Origin of the sequence: Candidatus Accumulibacter meliphilus, assembly GCF_036625345.1 — a bacterium.
GTDB lineage: Bacteria > Pseudomonadota > Gammaproteobacteria > Burkholderiales > Rhodocyclaceae > Accumulibacter > Accumulibacter meliphilus.
In genome coordinates, this window is record NZ_JAZKTZ010000004.1 from 76,515 (window position 1) to 93,848 (window position 17,334).

17 protein-coding genes and 3 pseudogenes are annotated in these 17,334 nt (G+C 62.7%); 14 read left to right on the plus strand and 6 right to left on the minus strand.

Features of this window, described 5'->3' with window-relative positions; all coding sequences use genetic code 11:
- Nucleotides 1-203: 203 nt before the first annotated feature.
- The 8 genes from V5B40_RS09195 (at nt 204) to V5B40_RS09230 (ending at nt 4,702) form a co-directional block, all read left to right on the plus strand.
- Nucleotides 204-632, plus strand: coding sequence for a lytic transglycosylase domain-containing protein (locus V5B40_RS09195; protein ID WP_332354238.1), 429 nt, complete (start codon nt 204-206; stop codon nt 630-632).
- A complete protein-coding gene (locus tag V5B40_RS09200; RefSeq protein WP_332354239.1) occupies nt 620-1,321 on the plus strand; it encodes an OmpA family protein in 702 nt (233 codons plus the stop codon). Before V5B40_RS09195 ends, V5B40_RS09200 begins: the two co-directional genes overlap by 13 nt.
- A 1-nt stretch (nt 1,322) precedes the next feature.
- Nucleotides 1,323-1,526: a hypothetical protein gene (locus V5B40_RS09205; RefSeq protein ID WP_332354240.1), complete on the plus strand. Its 204-nt coding sequence runs from the start codon at nt 1,323-1,325 to the stop codon at nt 1,524-1,526.
- Entirely contained in the window at nt 1,510-1,803 is a 294-nt protein-coding gene (traA, locus tag V5B40_RS09210) for a TraA family conjugative transfer protein (protein ID WP_332354241.1), read from the plus strand. The genes V5B40_RS09205 and traA overlap by 17 nt, the downstream gene beginning before the upstream one ends.
- A gap of 14 nt (nt 1,804-1,817) precedes the next feature.
- Complete coding sequence (gene traL, locus V5B40_RS09215) at nt 1,818-2,498, plus strand: type IV conjugative transfer system protein TraL (protein ID WP_332354242.1); 681 nt, start codon at nt 1,818-1,820, stop codon at nt 2,496-2,498.
- 136 nt (nt 2,499-2,634) lie between these two features.
- Nucleotides 2,635-3,819, plus strand: coding sequence for a transposase (locus V5B40_RS09220; protein WP_332354243.1), 1,185 nt, complete (start codon nt 2,635-2,637; stop codon nt 3,817-3,819).
- A 272-nt stretch (nt 3,820-4,091) separates the two neighbouring features.
- The gene (locus V5B40_RS09225; RefSeq protein ID WP_169067718.1) at nt 4,092-4,316 is read left to right on the plus strand and encodes an AbrB/MazE/SpoVT family DNA-binding domain-containing protein; all 225 of its coding nucleotides are present in this window, start codon (nt 4,092-4,094) and stop codon (nt 4,314-4,316) included.
- Nucleotides 4,313-4,702: a type II toxin-antitoxin system death-on-curing family toxin gene (locus tag V5B40_RS09230; protein WP_332354244.1), complete on the plus strand. Its 390-nt coding sequence runs from the start codon at nt 4,313-4,315 to the stop codon at nt 4,700-4,702. Before V5B40_RS09225 ends, V5B40_RS09230 begins: the two co-directional genes overlap by 4 nt.
- Before the next feature lie 268 nt (nt 4,703-4,970).
- On the opposite strand, the gene V5B40_RS09235 is transcribed toward V5B40_RS09230, so the two are convergent.
- Both V5B40_RS09235 and V5B40_RS09240 read right to left on the minus strand, forming a co-directional pair.
- Entirely contained in the window at nt 4,971-5,792 is an 822-nt protein-coding gene (locus V5B40_RS09235) for a hypothetical protein (RefSeq protein ID WP_332354245.1), read from the minus strand.
- Nucleotides 5,707-6,567, minus strand: coding sequence for a hypothetical protein (locus tag V5B40_RS09240; protein ID WP_332354246.1), 861 nt, complete (start codon nt 6,565-6,567; stop codon nt 5,707-5,709). Before V5B40_RS09240 ends, V5B40_RS09235 begins: the two co-directional genes overlap by 86 nt.
- Nucleotides 6,568-6,688: 121 nt before the next feature.
- On the opposite strand from V5B40_RS09240, the gene V5B40_RS09245 reads away from it, so the two are divergent.
- On the plus strand, nt 6,689-6,886 hold the full coding sequence (locus tag V5B40_RS09245) for a hypothetical protein (protein WP_332354247.1): 198 nt from the start codon (nt 6,689-6,691) through the stop codon (nt 6,884-6,886).
- Here the strand turns inward: V5B40_RS09245 and V5B40_RS09250 are convergent.
- Together V5B40_RS09250 and V5B40_RS09255 are read right to left on the minus strand one after the other, a co-directional pair.
- Nucleotides 6,842-7,878, minus strand: a pseudogene (locus tag V5B40_RS09250) (IS630 family transposase). The gene V5B40_RS09245 and the pseudogene V5B40_RS09250 sit on opposite strands and share 45 nt — an antisense overlap.
- 101 nt (nt 7,879-7,979) lie before the next feature.
- Entirely contained in the window at nt 7,980-8,102 is a 123-nt protein-coding gene (locus tag V5B40_RS09255; RefSeq protein ID WP_332354248.1) for a hypothetical protein, read from the minus strand.
- A gap of 694 nt (nt 8,103-8,796) precedes the next feature.
- Between V5B40_RS09255 and V5B40_RS09260 the strand changes: the two genes are divergently transcribed.
- Both V5B40_RS09260 and V5B40_RS09265 read left to right on the plus strand, forming a co-directional pair.
- Nucleotides 8,797-9,960 carry an efflux RND transporter periplasmic adaptor subunit gene (locus V5B40_RS09260; RefSeq protein ID WP_332354249.1) on the plus strand — a complete coding sequence of 388 codons (1,164 nt, stop codon included), beginning with the start codon at nt 8,797-8,799 and terminating at the stop codon, nt 9,958-9,960.
- Nucleotides 9,960-13,078: pseudogene (locus V5B40_RS09265) on the plus strand (efflux RND transporter permease subunit). Before V5B40_RS09260 ends, V5B40_RS09265 begins: the two are co-directional and overlap by 1 nt.
- Here V5B40_RS09265 and V5B40_RS09270 read toward each other — a convergent pair.
- Nucleotides 13,067-14,263 carry an IS1182 family transposase gene (locus V5B40_RS09270; protein ID WP_332354250.1) on the minus strand — a complete coding sequence of 399 codons (1,197 nt, stop codon included), beginning with the start codon at nt 14,261-14,263 and terminating at the stop codon, nt 13,067-13,069. The pseudogene V5B40_RS09265 and the gene V5B40_RS09270 sit on opposite strands and share 12 nt — an antisense overlap.
- A 349-nt stretch (nt 14,264-14,612) precedes the next feature.
- Nucleotides 14,613-15,608 carry a lycopene cyclase domain-containing protein gene (locus V5B40_RS09275; RefSeq protein WP_332354251.1) on the minus strand — a complete coding sequence of 332 codons (996 nt, stop codon included), beginning with the start codon at nt 15,606-15,608 and terminating at the stop codon, nt 14,613-14,615.
- A 203-nt stretch (nt 15,609-15,811) separates the two neighbouring features.
- Here V5B40_RS09275 and V5B40_RS09280 point away from each other — a divergent pair, with 203 nt between their 5' ends.
- The 3 genes and pseudogenes from V5B40_RS09280 to V5B40_RS09290 all read left to right on the plus strand — a co-directional run bounded on the left by V5B40_RS09280 (nt 15,812) and on the right by V5B40_RS09290 (nt 16,925).
- Nucleotides 15,812-15,997 carry a hypothetical protein gene (locus V5B40_RS09280; RefSeq protein ID WP_332354252.1) on the plus strand — a complete coding sequence of 62 codons (186 nt, stop codon included), beginning with the start codon at nt 15,812-15,814 and terminating at the stop codon, nt 15,995-15,997.
- 475 nt (nt 15,998-16,472) lie between these two features.
- Nucleotides 16,473-16,529 (plus strand): annotated as a pseudogene (locus V5B40_RS09285) (DUF6431 domain-containing protein); the annotation flags it as partial.
- 51 nt (nt 16,530-16,580) lie between these two features.
- Nucleotides 16,581-16,925: a hypothetical protein gene (locus V5B40_RS09290; RefSeq protein WP_332354253.1), complete on the plus strand. Its 345-nt coding sequence runs from the start codon at nt 16,581-16,583 to the stop codon at nt 16,923-16,925.
- Nucleotides 16,926-17,334: the final 409 nt, after the last annotated feature.

The following is a 17,334-nucleotide window of genomic DNA, read 5'->3' on the forward strand; positions in this document are numbered from 1 at the left end:
GAACTGCCGTCCTCCAGCGAGCATTTCTGAAGGGCTGCTGTACCCGGCGCAGCGGTCGGTCGCCGACGAATGACGTGGACATCAGTTCCCCGTGGCAAGGAAATGTCCGAAGCCGCGCAAGCTCAAGTACCAACCCTCCGCTAACCGAAATGCACCCTTAACGGTCACATTTCAGCGACGCAGGAACCGTCTGGCTTCCTACCATGGCAGCCATGACTCGCGCCTTCCTGACCATCCTCCTGTTGCCCGCGGCCTTTTCCGCGCACGCTGCCTGCTTCGAAGAAGCCGGTCGCCGCTATGGCATTCCGCCATCGCTGCTCAAAGCAATCTCCGCCGTCGAGTCCAACGCCAACCCCGCCGCACGCCATCGCAACCGCGATGGCTCGGAGGACCTCGGGCACATGCAAATCAACAGCAGTTGGCTGCGCAAGCTGGGTTCGTATGGCATTGGCCGCGATCAGCTTTTTGATGCCTGCACCAGTACGTACATCGGCGCCTGGATTCTCGCGCAGAACATCCGCCGCTTTGGCTATGGCTGGGAAGCCGTAGGGGCCTACAACGCCGTCTCTCCCGACAAACGCCGGGCCTATGCCCGCAAGGTCGCCTCGCAGGTAAATCCATGGCGCTCCTGAACCCGGTCGCCGTCCTGCTTCTCACGACCGCGATGATGGTCGGGTGCGAGAGCTTGCCCGAAGCGCTGCCGCAAGCGCTTCCCGAAGCAAATCCCAAACCCACGGCGGCACACAGAATCGCCTGGATCGAACACCAGTTCAAGACCTGCAGCGGCACCGCCTGCCCGATGCCCACACGCAAGACGCTGGCGATCGTCGAACTTCCCGTGGCCACAAACGAGCCAGCGCCTGCCGTTGCCGCGGTTCAGCCGAGCCCCTCACCGGTCGCCTCTGATTCTCCAGTCGCCACCGCTGCCGAGCTGGCAACCGCCACCATCCTCTTCGAGTACGGCCAGGACACTCCCACCGCCGACGGGCAACGGGAGCTGGAGCGCCTGGCAGCCATCGCAGCGAATTACTCACGCATCGAGCTATACGGCCGAACCGACGACGTCGGCGGCAAAGCCTACAACGACCGTCTCGCCAGACGGCGCGCCGAGTCCGTCCGCTCGTGGCTCCTCGACAGAGGCGTCGAGGCCGAGATCGCGGTTCGTGCCGAGGGCCTGTGCTGTTACCTCGATCCGGCACCCACCGAAGCGGCGCGCCGGAGCAACCGCCGCGTCGAGGTACGCCTTTCAGGCCCGCGCGGCGGGCTCAATGACCGCAACCGCAGCACCCACCGCAAAAGCAACCGCAAAGGAGCGCAGTGACGTGAAATTACCGCACACCCACAGCTTCATCCGCGACGTAGTCATCGCCGGCGGTTTCATCGCCATCGGCATCCTCGCCCCGGGTTCGCCGATCGAAGGCGGATTCGACGCCCATCTGGGCGGCATCGCCGTCGGCCTCGGCCTCGGATGGCTCATCAAGTCTTGTGTCGATCTCAAAGGGAACCGTCATGTACAGCCGTCGTAACTGGATCAAGGGCGCCCTGGCGCTCGTCTTGTTGACCGCCGCCACCGGTGCGCTGGCGGGAAACACCGGCACCGAGTTTCAAAGTCTCTATACCTGGCTGACCGGCATGGTCCAGGGCTACTTCGGCAAGGCGGCTGCGATCGCCGCGATCGGCCTGGGCGCGCTTTTCTCGCTGGCGCGTCTCAACCCGATGCCGATTCTCTCCGGGGTCGCGTTCGCGGTGTTCCTGCAATACGCACCGACGATTTCGACCGGCATCCTCACCGCCACGATCTGAATCCGGAGAGCGCCGTGGACGAGATCGGTTACATCCCGAAGTCACTCGAAGCCCAGGAGCGTTTCCTGTGGTGGGACTTCGATCAGGCCATCCTCTTCCTGCTGATCATGGGGACGGGCGTGATCTCGGGGGCCATGCTGGCCGGGATGGTCTGCGGCGCGCTCCTCGCCTGGCAGTACGGTCGGATCAAGACCGGCAAGCATCCCAAGCTGCGCCCGTACATCGCCGAATATACCGCGCAGAACTACGACCGGATGCTTGGCGAGATGGCCGGCCAGGTGCAGGGGGCAGATGCAGTCGGCGCGCGGCACGAGGCGGATCGAAGCAGCGTTCCCGGTGCCGCTGCGGTCGGGCAGGCGGGCGCCGGCTACCGTGGCCAGGTGACGGGCAGGGCGGCAGGCGCCGGGGTCTCGGCCCAGGGGCGCCTAAGTGATCAGAGCGCGCATACGGCGATGCGGGAATTCTCGACGAACGCGTATGCGATACGGGACCGCAAGGAGGGAGCGGCGCAGACGCACCAGGAGAACGCGACACCCACAGATTTCAGCAAGCTGGAACCGGTGTCACCGGTAGGCAAGGGCGCGGCGGTTGTCGGCGAGGTCGGGAAAGCGGCGGGGCGGGTGGTCGAGGGGCTGAGCGGGGATGATCCCGGTCAGTATGTTCGGGACACGCTGGCCGGGAAGAAGAAGCCTTGATTCAGAAGTCTTGAGCCTCTTGCAAAACTGACACTGCAGGGCTGAGTTTTTCGTCGCTGGGGGCGAAAGCGGAGGACGCAGGCGGCCATTTCTGGCATGATGGGTTTCTCAAGACCAACATCATAACGCCCGCAAAATGGATACTACCCAACGCGAACTGATCATGCAACGCTGGAACGTGATTCAGCACGAACTGCTGCCCGAGTTGAGGGCTGAAGGTCCGCTGACACCGAAGTTGGAGAAGGTCGTGCACATTCTGGAATGGGTGCGCATTGAGGAATTCACGAGATCGAACTGGTGTGGCGTGGGGCGTCCGCCGGTAGAGCGGGCGTGGCTGGCGAACGCTTTTGTGGCTAAGTCGGTGTTGGGGCTCAATACCACGGTAGGGCTGATTGAACGCCTGACGATAGACCGTGCGCTGCGACGTATCTGTGGCTTTCCTCTGTGCAAGAAACTGCCTTCTGAAGCCACCTTCTCGCGCGCCTTCGACGAGTTTTCTCAAGCGGATTTGGGCCAGCGGGTGCATGAAGCCCTCGTCAAGGCCCATCTCGGGGATGAACTGATCGGACATATCAGCCGCGACGGTACGGCCATTGAAGCACGCGAACATCCGTCCCGGCGCGAGGCGGCCGTGGCCGAAGAGGTCCCAGCGGCACAGCCCTCGGTGCTCCCGAAGGAAGAGAGCCCTTCCGAAGCGAGTGCGCCAGTGCCAGAAACGCCACCAGCGGCGAAGAAACGTGGCCGCCCCCGGCGCGGCGAGACACGACCACCCGCGAAGGAGTCGCCGATCCAGCGCCAACGCGGGCAGACGTTGGCGCAAATGCTCGATGAGATTCCGACGGCGTGTGATCGCGGCACGAAGTGCAACGCCCAAGGCTACAAGGTCAGCTGGAACGGCTATAAGCTGCATCTCGACACCGCCGACTGTGGCGTGCCCATCGCGGCGCTGCTCTCAAGCGCCTCGATGCACGACAGCCGTGCCGCCATTCCGCTATCACTGATCAGTGCCGAGCGGGTGACCAACCTCTACGATGTCATGGATGCGGCCTATTGCAGCACCGAATTGCGTGAGCACTGCCGGAGTCTCTGCCACGTTCCGCTGATCGATCACAATCCGCGTCGCGGCGAGAAGATCGAATTCGCACCGGCCGAGGCTATTCGTTACAACGAACGTACCGTCGCCGAGCGCAGCAACGCGCGGCTCAAGGACGAATTCGGCGGCAACACCATCATGGTCGAGGGCGACGCCAAGGTGATGACGCACTTGATGTTCGGTATCCTGGCGCTGACCGCCGACCAGTTGATGCGATTACGAGAATGACCACCCGTTTTTCCTCTCCGACCGCTGTGCATCCGATGATGCAGGGCGGTCGTCGCCCCCAATGAGACAAATAATGCCATCAGGTTCGCCGCTCGGCCACGGCAACTTCCCTCGCGACAAAAATCGCTCCCAGAGAGCGAATCCCGCGGCCCAGCAGTTCCCGCGGGGGAGTTTTGCAAGAGGCTCTCTTGATCCCGAGTTGCGCGCCACTTGCCCTGCACCCTCTGTGTTGGTATAACGACAGTTATAACATCGACCGTGTGGAGCCTTCCATGACCACCCTCAAGCTTACCCAGATCGGCAACTCGCTTGGCCTCATCCTGCCCAGGGAAGTGCTGGCGCGACTCAAGCTGCAGAAGGGCGATACGGTATTCGTGACCGAGGCGGCGAATGGCGTGATGCTGACGCCCTACGACCCTGATCTGGACCAGCAACTCGAGATCGGGCGCGAGTTCATGCACGAGTACCGCGACACCTTCCACCAGCTCGCCAAGTGAGCTGGTGCTGGCTCGACCGGCGCGCGCTCGAATTGTTGCACGACGAGAGCCTGGCCGAGCATGGCGGCGCGAGCGGGCTGCGTGACGAAGGTCTGCTCGACTCCGCACTCGCGCGGCCGCTGAACCTTGCTGCCTATGGCCAACCGGATGTGGCCGACCTGGCTGCCGCCTACGGCTTTGGTCTGGCGCGTAACCACCCTTTTGTCGACGGCAACAAGCGCGTCGCTTTTCTTGCGGTTGGCCTGTTTCTGGCGCTCAACGGCCGGCGCCTCGTGGCAAGCCAGGCCGATGCCACGCTGACTGTGCTCGCCGTCGCATCGGGCCAGATCGATGAAGCGATGTTCGCGCGATGGGTGCGCGAGCACAGCGCGCCGCGCCACTCTTGAGCTCGTCTCCTGCCGCGAGCGAGTGGTGTCGGCACAAGGACAGGCCCTGCGATCAGACCACGCAACCCCCATGCGGTAATTCTCGACGAACGCGCATGTGGCGCGAGGCCACGATGCCGGGGCGGCGCTTACAGATGAGGTCGGGAAAGCGGCGGGATGGGTGGTCGCGGGGCCGAGCGGGGATGATCCCGATCATTATGTTCAAGAAGCCTGGATCCGCGTGCGGTCGCCAACGAGCCGAAGGCAGCGTCTTGCCCAAGAGCCGTGGTCAGCGACGCCGGCGGTCAGCGACACGCCGTTCCAACGGATCGAGCGCTGCTCGCTGCGCCGCGTTCGCCACCGCGTGTGCCGTTCGCAGGTGCTGTGGTCGCTCATGTCCGGCGAAGTCTTCGATCGTCTGGTCGACATTGGTCGCGAAATAAGCGGCCGTAGCTGTCTCGGCCAGGCACCGAAAGTAGGCGGCGAACACGTTGTGCCAGTCGACGCCAAGTTGCCAGGAACCGCCCTCGTCGGCGAAGAAGATCACGTCGTCGTGTCCCTCGTCGATATGCCGAAGCAGCGCGAAAAGGAGCTCGAAAGTGTGGCGGGCGACTCCGTATTGTCCGGTGTCGGAGGCACCGATGCCACCGCACAGGAGCCGCTTGAACTCGGCGATGAAGGCATCCGTGCCCCGCGAATATTCTGTGCAGTTCCTGGAATTCACCTCGAAGTCTTCGAAGTAGCGACCGGCCAGGCTATCGACTTGGAACTTCTGCACTTCGTCGAGCAAGGCATTTGCTGCGCTCGCATCAGCCACACCATCGACGAGCACGTAGCCGCCCACGAGCGCCTTCAACGTCTCCCTCGGCACGAGCTCTATTGCCCGTTCGGCGATGATCAGCAGATCGCCGCGGCTCATTCCTCGCAGCGCCTTTCGCAGCATTTCCAGGTTGGTGATGCGGCTGGTCATCCTGCGGCCTCCACCTGAAGTAGAGGAGGGCGCGGCCCTTCCCTGAGCAATCGCATCACGCTGCTCCCAACCGAGCTCGTCGCGCCACGCGCGGAGGCGAACAGCGCTGGAGGATCCTTTTCCAACCGTTGCGGGCTGCAAGGGCCTCACGCAGGATGTCCACGTACTCGACCGCATTCACACGTTCATCGGGTGGCATCGATCCCTGCTCGTGTTCCGCGAGCAGCCTTTGTCTCTCCCTCGCGCCGTTGCCGAGCGCCTGAAGGCGGCTGTAGGCCTCGCAGGCGTAGGCGAACGTCTCTCGCTTGCCGAAATCGATCTCCAGCAGCCACTCACGTGTTCGGGTTTCCGGTAGCCCGATCGTCTCGCGCTTGCAGTTGTGGAAGATGTGCGCCGCCTCGTGCACAACGAAGTCTTCGAAGCGACCGGCCGCGTCGAAAGAGGCTGCCGACAGATAGCAGGTTGTCTCCTCGCTCAGGCCCAGCAGGCCGGGAGCGCTCTCAGCAAGCAGGTCCGCGCCCAGTCCCGCCAGATAGAGGTTCGCCAGATTCCAGGCGGTAGCCAGGCATTGCGTGTTCTGCAGCAGCGCGTCGATGGTGGCCGGCGTGAGAAGAATGACCGAGCGTTCGAGCAGACTGAGGACCAACGCCTGCTCGCAAGCCGGGAACAGGCCACGCACCATCGGTGCCACTTTTCCGCGCGTGAAGGCGACGACGTCGATGTCGTCGGCGACTGTTTCGGGGAATGCGACGTCCAGGGTTCGGCTGCGGACCGCGGAGATCAGTGCCGAGCGCAGCGCGGCGTCTCCGCAGTGGATGCGGGCGAGGAAGTTGCTGCCCGGCCAGGCCCGAAAGTGGGCGTCGTGCTCGCCGCTACGAAGGTAGCGTTCGGTCGCCTGTTCAGGGGTTTCGGGCATCGGTCTTCGTCCTTTGGAAGGCGTATTGTCTTCGCAAATCAATATTCCAGCACAGGTATTGTCCGGGTCGCGTTCGACGCGCCGGAAAGACTGGCGACGACGTCAACCGCTCGGAGTGGCAATGAAAGAGTTGCCGCCTGCGGCTGGCAACGAATGGCGGCACCTTTTCGGCGCTACGTTCACTTCGGTGTTCGTGACCATGTGCAAGCGCACCGCCGGAATCGATCTGCTGGCGATGAACTCGGTGTGGGTGGCGCTGCTATACCGTGAGCGGTCACGATTGAATCTTCTGGAAGGTTTGGAAGTTCAAGGTCAATAGAGACTGTAGCGCCTTGGCGTGGATGGTGTGGGTATCTTGCAAGCAGCGTTCGATGGCGGTAGTGAAGGAATGGAAGTCGGGGTAGTACTTGGCTTAGAGGCACTGCTTTTTGACGAACTTCCACAAACGCTCGATGAGGTTCAAATTCGGGGAGTAGGTCGGCAGAACGAGCAACTCGATCTTCAGTTGGTCGGCGCAGGTTTGCACCAACGCACAACGCTGATAACGGGCATTGTCCAGTACGACCGTAATGGGCAGCGTGGGCCGCAAGGAGGCCAGTTTCTCCAGCAAGGCGCACACGCTGAGCGACTTGATGTAGGCGGAATTGACGACGGTAATGACCTCTTTGGTCACGGCATCGATGGCACCCAACACGTTGAAGCGCTGTCTCCCCGAGGGCGCCCTGATCCAGACCCGAGCCAGGCACCACACCGCCGACATGAAGGCTCCCAAGACAAAGTGCGCCGCGTCTACGAAGAACACGGCACGTTGGCCCTCTTGGGCTTCCGCCAAACGCGGTTCAAGGTGTTTTTTTTAAACGCTTTCTGGACCTCCGGATCCGCCTTGGCCGGCAGGGTGCCGGTCTTCAGGCGCTTCATCCCGCACTTCTCTTTCAGGAAAAGGCGCACCTGCGTCGGCGAGCGGCTCAAGCCTGTAAGCTTTCTGATCGCATCAACTGCCTCATTGATCGAAGCCGGCGGATGGGCTAGAAAATAAGCCGCTATCGTATCCTGATGCGCCACCAGTTCGCTCTGCGGCTGACGAAAATGCAGTTCCTTCAGCCCTGCGACGCCGCCCTCCGCACACTGCTGGAGGTAAGTGCGAAGCGTCTTGCCGCTCACGCCCGCGAACCGCGCAATTTCTTGGTGCGCAAGCCCCTGGCTTTTCAACCACAGCGCTTCCATCTTGCGTCGCACGTGCGGATGCGAATGGTGAAAGCGCTCGTGCTCCAAGGCTTCCGCCTCCGCCTGGGTAAATGTCAGTCTCAGCATCGCAGCCTGTCCACGCAGAAAGCAATGCCGTAATTCTACAGCCTGTTACACCAAATAGTTAAAGTCGTTTGTGACCTATTTTGGTATACATGCCGGGAAAGTCAAAGAGGGATCGCGGGTCGAGAAAAGCTTTCTTCCTGTGAAGCAATCACCGCATGACCGAACACGATGTGGATGTGCGCTCGTTGCCGCCAGCGCAGTTCCCCGGTAATGGGCGTCAACATCGCCCGGCTCCTCACAAACGCCTCTCTGTTCGCTCTGGTGCGCGACAAGTCGGCGGGCGAGTGGGCGGCTCGGCCGAACGACGGGTCGACGACCGGTTTTGTAGAGCGCTTCGACGAGCATCATGGCGGCTCTCGGCGTTGAAGCGGCCGTAGCAGGCTCGAATGATCGAGCACCCCGAACGGCAGCTGCCTTATCAGACACCAGCCGCTCGGCCCTGTGGTAGCGCCGCCCGCTACTCGGCCGCAACGGTCATTGGGATACGGCGCGTCCAGCGGCCGTAATAAATAGCTTACCGGTCGTAGGGTCGGAAACCAGCTCGAACAACCACTTGGCACTTCTGGACTAAACCGCTCGCGCAGTAATCGTGCTCCGTGGTGGTTGGTGTGTGCAGTTGGGTGAAGCGCTGGCCCTCTTTGCTATGGTGTGGATTGAGGCAATCCGCCTCGTCCACGATATGAGCAGAGCCATGACCCCCTCGACTCCGCACGTCGCGCCGCTGCGGCAACACATGATTGACGACATGTGGTCGCGACAGCGCACGCTCACCGACAAGACACAGAGCGGCTACCTGCGGTTCGCCGAGCGCTTCGCCGAGTGGTTCGCGGCCTTTGTGCGCCGCGGGTGCACAACGATCGCGCAAGGCGCTATGCTCGCAGGCTTTCCAGCCAGCACCTTACCCGGCTCGTCAGAGACATGGCCATCATCCACCGTTCCACTCCCTGTCGCAGCGCCCGTTCCCGCTCCTGGTTCGTCGTCGCCAGTATCGCCCTGTCTGCCAGCCTGCTCGGTGGCTGCGGCGCCGACCAGCAGCCCGCCGGCAAAGCGCTTATCGCAAGCGAAGCGAGCGTTCCCGTGGTGGTCGTCAAGGCGCAGCGCAAGACGGTGCCGTTGAGCGTCGAGGGCATCGGGACGGTCGAGGCGATAGCCAGCGTGGCAGTGAAGTCGCGTATTGACGGGCAGATCGTCACGGTGGCTTTCGCGGACGGCGACGATGTCAAGCCCGGGCAGGTGCTGTTCGAGATGGATTGCCGTCCGGCGCTCGCGCAGCTCAGGCAGGCCGAGGCGAAGCTGGCCAGCGACATGGCATTGCTGGCGCGGGCGCGGGCGCAGGATGCGCGTTACCAGGACTTGCTGCGCCAACGCTTCATTTCTGCCGATGGCTATCAGCAGTACAAGACCAACCTTGACAGCGCACTGGCCAATGCGGCAGCGGCTCGCGCCACGGTCGATAGCGCCCGGCTGCAGATCGACTACTGCACCATCCGCGCGCCGATCGCCGGGCGGGCCGGTCGGATCATGATCCAGCAGGGCAATCTGGTGAAGGCCAACGACGGCAATCCGCTGGTGGTGATCAACCAGCTGACCCCGATCTTTGTGAATTTTTCGGTGCCCGAACAATATCTGGCGCAGGTGCGCAGTGCCGGGACCGGGGTGGTGAAAGTCGTCGCCACCGATACCGACGGCAAGGCGGTGGAAGCCAGCGGGACGCTGGCCTTCGTCGACAACGCGGTGGACCCCGCCACAGGCACTGTCAAGCTGCGCGCCAGCGTGGCGAACCGCGATAGCGGTCTGTGGCCGGGACAGTTCGTGCACGCGGTGCTGGCTCTTGGTGAGCGGGCCGATGCGCTGATCGTCCCGGCGGATGCGGTGCAGACCGGCCCGAGGGGCAGCTACGTGTTTGTCGTCGGCGCCGATGGCAAGGCGCAACTGCGTGACGTCGTGGTCGAGCGCACCGCTGGCGCCGAGGCGCTGATTGCCGAGGGCTTGGCGGTGGGAGAAACGGTGGTCGTCGACGGCCAGTCGCGGCTGCTGCCGGGCAGCCCGACAGTAATCAGGGATGCCGCCGGGAAGTCCTGATGAACATCTCGCGGCCCTTTGTCTTTCGCCCGGTGATGACCGGGCTGGTGATGCTGTCGATTCTCGTTTTCGGCCTGATCGCCTATCGCCTGTTGCCGGTTTCCGACCTGCCCAACGTCGACTTCCCGACCATCACGGTCAGCGCCAACCTGCCCGGTGCCAATGCCGAGACGATCGCTGCCGCCGTCGCGACACCGCTCGAAAAGCAATTCTCGACCATTCCGGCGCTCGAATCGATGACCTCGAGCAGCGCTGTCGGGACGACGTCGATTACCCTGCAGTTCTCCTTGAATCGCAACATCGATGCCGCCGCGCAGGACGTCCAGTCGGCGATCTCGACGGCCTTGCGGCAGTTGCCGCCAGAGATGACCTCGCCGCCATCATTCCGCAAGGTCAACCCGGCGGATGCGGCGGTATTCTATCTGGTGGCCCGCTCCGAGACGATGCCGCTGTCAGCGGTGGACGAGTACGCGCAGACGCGGATCGCGCAGCGCCTGTCGACCATTGCCGGAGTTGCCCAAGTACAGGTCTTCGGCAGCCAGAAGTATGCGGTTCGGGTGCAGCTCGACCCGAATCTGCTCGCTGCGCGGGGCATCGGTATCGACGAAGTGCAACAGACGATCGCCAGCCATAACGTCAACAAACCGACGGGAACTCTGTACGGCAGCCAGCGCGCCTTCTCGGTTGAGGCCACTGGCCAGCTCAACGACGCCGCCGCCTACCGGCCGCTGGTCGTCGCCTACCGCAATGGCGCAGCGGTCCGGCTGGGCGCGCTGGGACGGGTCGTCGACGGCGTCCAGAACGACAAGTACGCCGCCTGGTACAACGACGAACGGACGGTCATCCTGGCCATCCAGCGTCAGCCGGGAACCAACACCGTCGAGCTGGTGGACGCCATTCGCAAGCTGCTACCGACCTTCCGCGAGCAGGCGCCGACCGGCATCAAGATCGACGTCATGTACGACCGCTCGCAGTCGATCCGCGCCTCGGTGGCGGACGTCAAGTTCACCCTGCTGCTGGCACTGGCGCTGGTGGTGATGGTCATTTTCCTCTTTCTGCGCAATGTCTCGGCGACGCTGATCCCCAGCCTGGCACTGCCGATGTCGATCATCGGCACCTTCTCGGTGATGTACCTGCTGGGTTTCAGCCTCGACAACATTTCGCTGATGGCGCTGACCCTGTGTGTTGGCCTGGTCGTCGACGACGCCATCGTTGTCCTCGAGAACATCACCCGCCATATGGAGATGGGCGAGAGTCCGCTCGAAGCGACGCTCAATGGCACCGAGGAAATCGGGTTCACGGTGTTGAGCATGACCCTGTCGCTGGTCGCGGTGTTCATTCCGGTGCTGTTCATGGGCGGCATTCTCGGCCGTCTCCTGTATGAGTTCGCGGTGACCATCATGGTCGCGGTGCTGGTTTCCGGCTTCGTCTCGCTGACGCTGACGCCCTTGCTTGCCGCGCACCTGCTCAAGCCGACCGATCACGCCCGGCACGGCCGCCTGTATCAGACCTCGGAGCGCCTCTTCGACGCCTGGCGACGCGCCTACGAACGCAGCCTGCTGCGCGTGCTGGCGCGCCCGCGGACGACCATGGCGACCTTCCTGCTGGTGATCGTGGCCACTGCCGCGATGTTCATCCATACGCCCAAGGGCTTCCTGCCGAGCGACGATATCGGACAGATCTTCGCCTTTACCGAAGCGGCGCAGGATGTTTCATTCGAGGCGATGATGGACAAGCAGCGGCGGGTGGCGCGGCTGGTGCAGGCCAATCCGAACGTCGCCACGGTAATGTCCTTCATCGGTACCTCGGGCTTCTCACAGACGCTCAACCTGGGGCGCATGCTGATCGTCCTGAAGCCTTACGGCGAGCGCGTCAGCCCTGAGAAGATCATTCAGGAATTGCGGCCCGAGCTGACGGAGGTGCCGGGGATCAAGGTTTTCCTGCAGAGCGTGCCAACGATCCGCATCGGTGGTCGGCTGACCAAGAGCCTGTACCAATACACTTTGCAGGATGCCGACCTCGACGAGCTCCATCACTGGGCGCCGATCCTCGAGGAAAAGCTGCGTGGGCTGCCGGGGCTGCAGGATGTATCGCGAGCGATCTGCAGATCCGCACGCCCAAGGTAGCGGTCGAAATCGATCGCGACAAGGCCGCCGCGCTGGGAGTGACGCCGGCGCAGATCGAGGATGCGCTGTACAGCGCCTATGGCCAGCGCCAGGTGTCGACCATCTACACGCCGACCAACGAATACTGGGTGATCCTTGAGGTCGAGCCCAAATTCCAGACCGACCCGGCAGCCCTGGCGCTGCTGCACGTCCGTTCGAGCAAGGGAGCGCTGGTGCCGCTCAACGCGGTCACCCGCCTGAGTACCGGCGTGGCACCGCTGACCATCAACCATCAGGGGCAGGTGCCGGCGGTCACGCTCTCGTTCAACCTGGCGCCGGGCGTGTCGCTGTCCACCGCCATCGCCGAGGTCCACGTCATGCAGGAGAAGCTTGGCGTCCCCGAAACGCTGCTCGGCAGCTTCCAGGGCGCGGCACAGGCTTTCCAGTCATCGCTGGCCGGCATGGGCATCCTGCTGCTGATGGCGGTGTTCGTCATCTACATCGTGCTTGGCATCCTCTACGAAAGCACCATCCATCCGCTCACCATCCTCTCGGGATTGCCGACCGCCGGGCTGGGGGCGCTGGTCACCCTGGCCATTTTCGGGCGGGAACTCGACATGTACGGGTATGTCGGCATCATCATGCTGGTCGGCATCGTCAAGAAGAACGCGATCATGATGGTCGACTTCGCGCTCGACGCGCGGCGCACCCACGACAAGCCGCCGCGCGAGGCGATCTACGAGGCCTGCCAGGTGCGCTTCCGACCGATCATGATGACCACTATGGCGGCTTTGCTGGGCACGTTGCCGATCGCCCTGGCCTTCGGAGCCAGCGGCGCCAGCCGGCAGTCGCTGGGCCTGGCGGTAGTCGGCGGGCTGCTCTTCTCGCAGTTCCTGACCCTCTATTTCACGCCGGTGATCTACCTCTACCTCGACCGCTTCAGCGAGTGGCTGAAGCATCTGGGCAAGGCCGGCAAGGGAAGAGACCCCGTCGTGCCGTCGTCACCGGACTAAACCGCTCGCGTGGTAATTGTGCCTTGTGGTGGCGTGCGTAGTTGGACGCGGCGCCGGCCCTGTTTCCTGTGGGTGCCTATCAGTAACCTTGGAGATTCTGAATGCGAGGTCGTCGCGTCCGACGGCGATCAGGGGCTCGATACCGGCCGCCTCACACGCCTTGATGTTCTTCTCGCTGCAGTAACCGCTGTCGGCGATCAGGCATTCCACGGCGCCGAGCACCTCGGCCTGGGCCTTGAGGGTGGCCAGCATCGGCTCGACCTGCTCTTTATCGTTGGGAGCCTGCGTGACCCCGGTGGCGACGATCAGCATCGTTGCCGCATCGGCCGCCGCCTGGGCGTTGTAGGCCTGTTCGAAGCCGCTACCGGCGACCGGCATGATGCGGGACTCTTCGTCGGTCAGATTGATCTGATCACGGTCCGTGGTCCAGGCTCGGGAGCCTTGGGGGGCTTGCCACCGGGCTTCTTGCCGGTCGCCTCGGGCCGCACGGCGGGCCATTTTCTCGTCGTACTCGGCTTTCTCGCGCTGATAGCGCTCCTCGGCCCGAGCGACAAGCTTGGCCTTGGCGGCGGCCATGGCGGCCAGCCGATCTTCGCGACGCTTGAGTTCCTCGGGCAGGCTGACTCCCGTCGGGATATCGGCTTGATCTGCCTGTTCTGCCAGCGCCAGTAATTCCTGAACCTCGGCCTTGAGTTGGACTTCCAGCTTTTCGATGTGCCCGTGCGATAGCGCACTGTGCCGCGAGGCGTTGGCTTCGAACTTCGAGCCATCAAGACTGATGTTACCCACCTTGAGCACTTTCATTTCCGTGGCCATTTTCAGGACCTGCAGAAACAGGTCGCTCAGTTCGTCAAGGAACCGTCGGCGGAAAGTGGCCAAGCTGTCGTGATCGGGATGAAGGTTGGCGGCGATGAAGCGGAAGGCTATCGAGTCGTAGGTTGCCTGCTCCAGCCTGCGGCTGGAGAAAATACCCGTGATGTAGCCATAGACCAGAATCCCCAGTAGGGTGGCCGGATGGTAGGCTTTCGATCCGCGCCCCGCGTACTCGCGCGTCAGCTTGGAGAGATCGAGCTGGTCGATCACTTCAACAATGAATCGCGCCAGGTGATCCTGGTTCAGCCAGTCGTCTACCGACGGCGGTAGCAGATAGTCGGTCTGGCGGTCAGCGACGATAAACTTGGACATGCGACGACCCGGTTGCTCGAAGAGGTATGATTATATCATACCTGGATCTGGCGTCGGGAAAGCCCGACAGGCTGCTAGGCGGCACCGTTCATTCAACTGACCCAACGCCGCCGGCCGCAACTGCCGACGAACTGTTTGGCCCCGAAAACTATCCAGCGACCAGTTCAGGATCGGCTACCCGCAATTTAGACGGGACCAAATTTCTCTGCTGCAATGTCTCTTGATGGTCGGTACCCGCCGAATCCACCGCCACGATATCGCTTCAATGGGCGACCAGTGTTCAAACCGCTACGCCGACCACCTACTTACTGCCCGCTCGGATCGAAAGAGCGCCACCTCGCGAACTCGCCTACGCTTCCCCCGTCCCGAAAAGCACCTGCCACGCCCGGTCGCCGAGTGCGAGCCAGATCTTGACTACCTCGTACACGATCACTGTTGCGTAGCTTACAGCCATCCAGACCAGCGGTTCCTCGATCGGCAGTCTGTACCACGCGTCGATGTGGACGCCGATCATAGCTTCCGGCCGGAAGCCCCACCACCCGTACGGCAAGGCCAGCGTCACCTCCCAGAGAAGGCTGATAAGCAGCATCAGGAAGAAGGTAAAACCGAACGCGCGCCAGTTGATGAACGATCTGGCGGTGTGGAAGAGCGCCGCCGAGGGAATCAGGGCGCCAAGCGTGAGATAGGTGAAATACCAGGGGAAACCAGCCGGCGAGTCGGAAAACCAGCGTTTGTACACGGCGGCGGCGGCGATCAGTGCGATTCCGAAGAGCACGGACGGATAATGCGGGCGCACGATGCACTCGATGCCGCGTACCTGCGCGCGGTAGTCGGGCACATTGTAGGCACTCATCCAGTATTCGTCGGCCCAGATGTAGCTCAACAGCGCGGCCATGAACCCGGTGAGATAGAACACGAACTCTTCTACGGGCAGCGCGCCGCCGACGGCTGGAACCATTATCCCCAGCGTCGCGTGGTGATTGCTGAAGACAAAGAAGGCATTGCCGAAAGCCAGGTCGAGCACGAAGCCCAGCGGCACGAGCACCGCGAGGGTTCGCCAGAATGCCTGGCGCGGGAAAGGCAGATCCGGCCGGTGCGCGAACCAGCCGACGAGCACCGTCACCGGGACGATGAACAGGAGCAGGCTCCAGGTATAGCCGTAGGGCGTCGGGTTGTCCGAAGCCACGCTGAGCACGCCCGGATGCTCGACGCTCGACAGCGTCAATGCCGCCGGAACGATCAGCATGGCGGCGAGCAGAAAGAGCACTAGGAAGGTTTGTCCCGACGGCCATTGACGGGGATTGTCAGCGTTCCGGTTGCGCTGTGCGGTTTTTTTCGCTGCCACGTCGCTATCCTCTCTCGAACGGAACACGCCGTATTCTGCGCCAAGAGCGCACCCGTTTGAACCTTTCCCGCGGGCTTCGTCACCCGGCCCGGGTGTGGATCTGCGCCGCTTCGCTCGCCGAGCCGCTCGTCACCTTCCGTGCAATCAGCCGCCAGGTCTCGTAGGTCGAGGCTGCCCAAGGGGCCGCGTTGCTCAGCTAGCAATTGCCGATCCGCAACGCCTATGCCGACGTCGACAACGCGGTGGTCGCGAACAGCAAGCTGTGCGACCAGTTGCGCGCGCAGATTCACCTGGCGGCGGCGTTGAACCTAAATTCCTGTGCGCCGTGCCAAGGCGCTGTTTTCCAGCGGGTGCGAATCCCGCCCGGCAACTTTCGCTCCGGCCGGTAGCAACTGGAACAGTCGTGGACGTAACGAAACGGCTGAAGCCTTCGGTATAGAGGGTTCTTAAAGGAACTTGGCGAACATGCAGGCCGTAGAACCGTCTTCAGCACCTTGGAGGTCCGCTATGGCTTCGTGTTACATCCGCCGCTCTCCACTGACGGCGTCCCCTATCCCATGAACGGCGAGAGCTAAGGAAGGCGGGGTGCCTGAAGGAGGCTGGGACGAAGTGAACGAAAGATGGGCCGGGACACCTCTGTTATCGTGGGAAGTTATCGAGACAACCGAGATAGAAGAGAGCCCAGCCCATGCAGCGAATTGTAGCCGGCATCGACACGATCGAGCAGCATCTTGAGGCCGTCAGGCAAACCCCGAAGTGTATCGGCCGCCGTGCTGCCCGCATTGCGGGCTCAAGATCCTCTGACCACACGGGCACTATGAGCGCAAGGCCGACCGCCGAGCCGGGCAGGTTTCACTCAATCCGATACCGATCTGCCGCTACTGCTGCTCCGGCTGTCGGCGCACCTGTTCGCGTCTGCCCGCGTGCATCGCACCGCGCCGCTGGTATGACTGGTCGGTGCAGCAAGACGCCATGAAACGGCGGCTGAACGGATTTCCCGATCGCCACGGTGGGCACGGAAACCCGCCCGACCGGCGCACCGCCGGTCGTTGGTGGGAGTGGCTACAGAAGAAAAGTCTCTTGTTCGAGTTTCACCTGCGTGCTCGCTGCGCCGAACTCGGACGCGCCGGCGACTTCGACACCTTCGGGCGCCGGGTATTCGAATCCATCGGCCTGGCGCAAGCCATGATCCTCCTTGATCAGCAGATGATCTGCCCCCTTCGTCTCAGCGCACGTGAAACCGGCCGCCGGGCGTCGCCACCCGCATCTCCGTCGCCGCTGGTGCCGCTACTTGCAAAGCACTATCCACCGCCTTGACGATCCCTTTTTGCTCAAAATTCATCTCACCCATTGGGTGACCATCATTCGCCGAAAAAGCCCTCGTCAGGACTGAGTTTGCAACACTTATCGAGCTGGCAACTGAGGAAAATAGGTTAATGAATGGCAGCACCAGGGGAAACGTCGAAATTCGACTCGATCTCCTAAACGGGATGCACATCGCTGCGCTCACCACTGTCGCCGACGATTCCCAGAGCATGCTCACAAACGGGCTCGCTTGAGCTCACACCAATGGTAGGTCGGTCATATCGGTGCTGCCGCTAACCATGTGGGGCAACTGCCACGTAGCGCAATTGGGCACCACAAACCCTGTTTCTTCGCGAACGCCTGGCCCGCGCGCGGGGTTGGGAGGCTCACAAGGAAGGATAGGAAATCCAACGACCCCATC

Coding starts and splice junctions, on each gene's coding strand:
- V5B40_RS09195 (WP_332354238.1), top strand. CDS start 204: ATGGCAGCCATGACTCGCGCCTTCCTGACCATCCTCCTGTTGCCCGCG.
- V5B40_RS09200 (WP_332354239.1), top strand. CDS start 620: ATGGCGCTCCTGAACCCGGTCGCCGTCCTGCTTCTCACGACCGCGATG.
- traA (WP_332354241.1), top strand. CDS start 1,510: ATGTACAGCCGTCGTAACTGGATCAAGGGCGCCCTGGCGCTCGTCTTG.
- V5B40_RS09220 (WP_332354243.1), top strand. CDS start 2,635: ATGGATACTACCCAACGCGAACTGATCATGCAACGCTGGAACGTGATT.
- V5B40_RS09225 (WP_169067718.1), top strand. CDS start 4,092: ATGACCACCCTCAAGCTTACCCAGATCGGCAACTCGCTTGGCCTCATC.
- V5B40_RS09240 (WP_332354246.1), bottom strand. CDS start 6,567: ATGCCCGAAACCCCTGAACAGGCGACCGAACGCTACCTTCGTAGCGGC.
- V5B40_RS09245 (WP_332354247.1), top strand. CDS start 6,689: ATGAAAGAGTTGCCGCCTGCGGCTGGCAACGAATGGCGGCACCTTTTC.
- V5B40_RS09255 (WP_332354248.1), bottom strand. CDS start 8,102: ATGTTGACGCCCATTACCGGGGAACTGCGCTGGCGGCAACGAGCGCAC.
- V5B40_RS09260 (WP_332354249.1), top strand. CDS start 8,797: ATGGCCATCATCCACCGTTCCACTCCCTGTCGCAGCGCCCGTTCCCGC.
- V5B40_RS09270 (WP_332354250.1), bottom strand. CDS start 14,263: ATGTCCAAGTTTATCGTCGCTGACCGCCAGACCGACTATCTGCTACCG.
- V5B40_RS09290 (WP_332354253.1), top strand. CDS start 16,581: ATGAAACGGCGGCTGAACGGATTTCCCGATCGCCACGGTGGGCACGGA.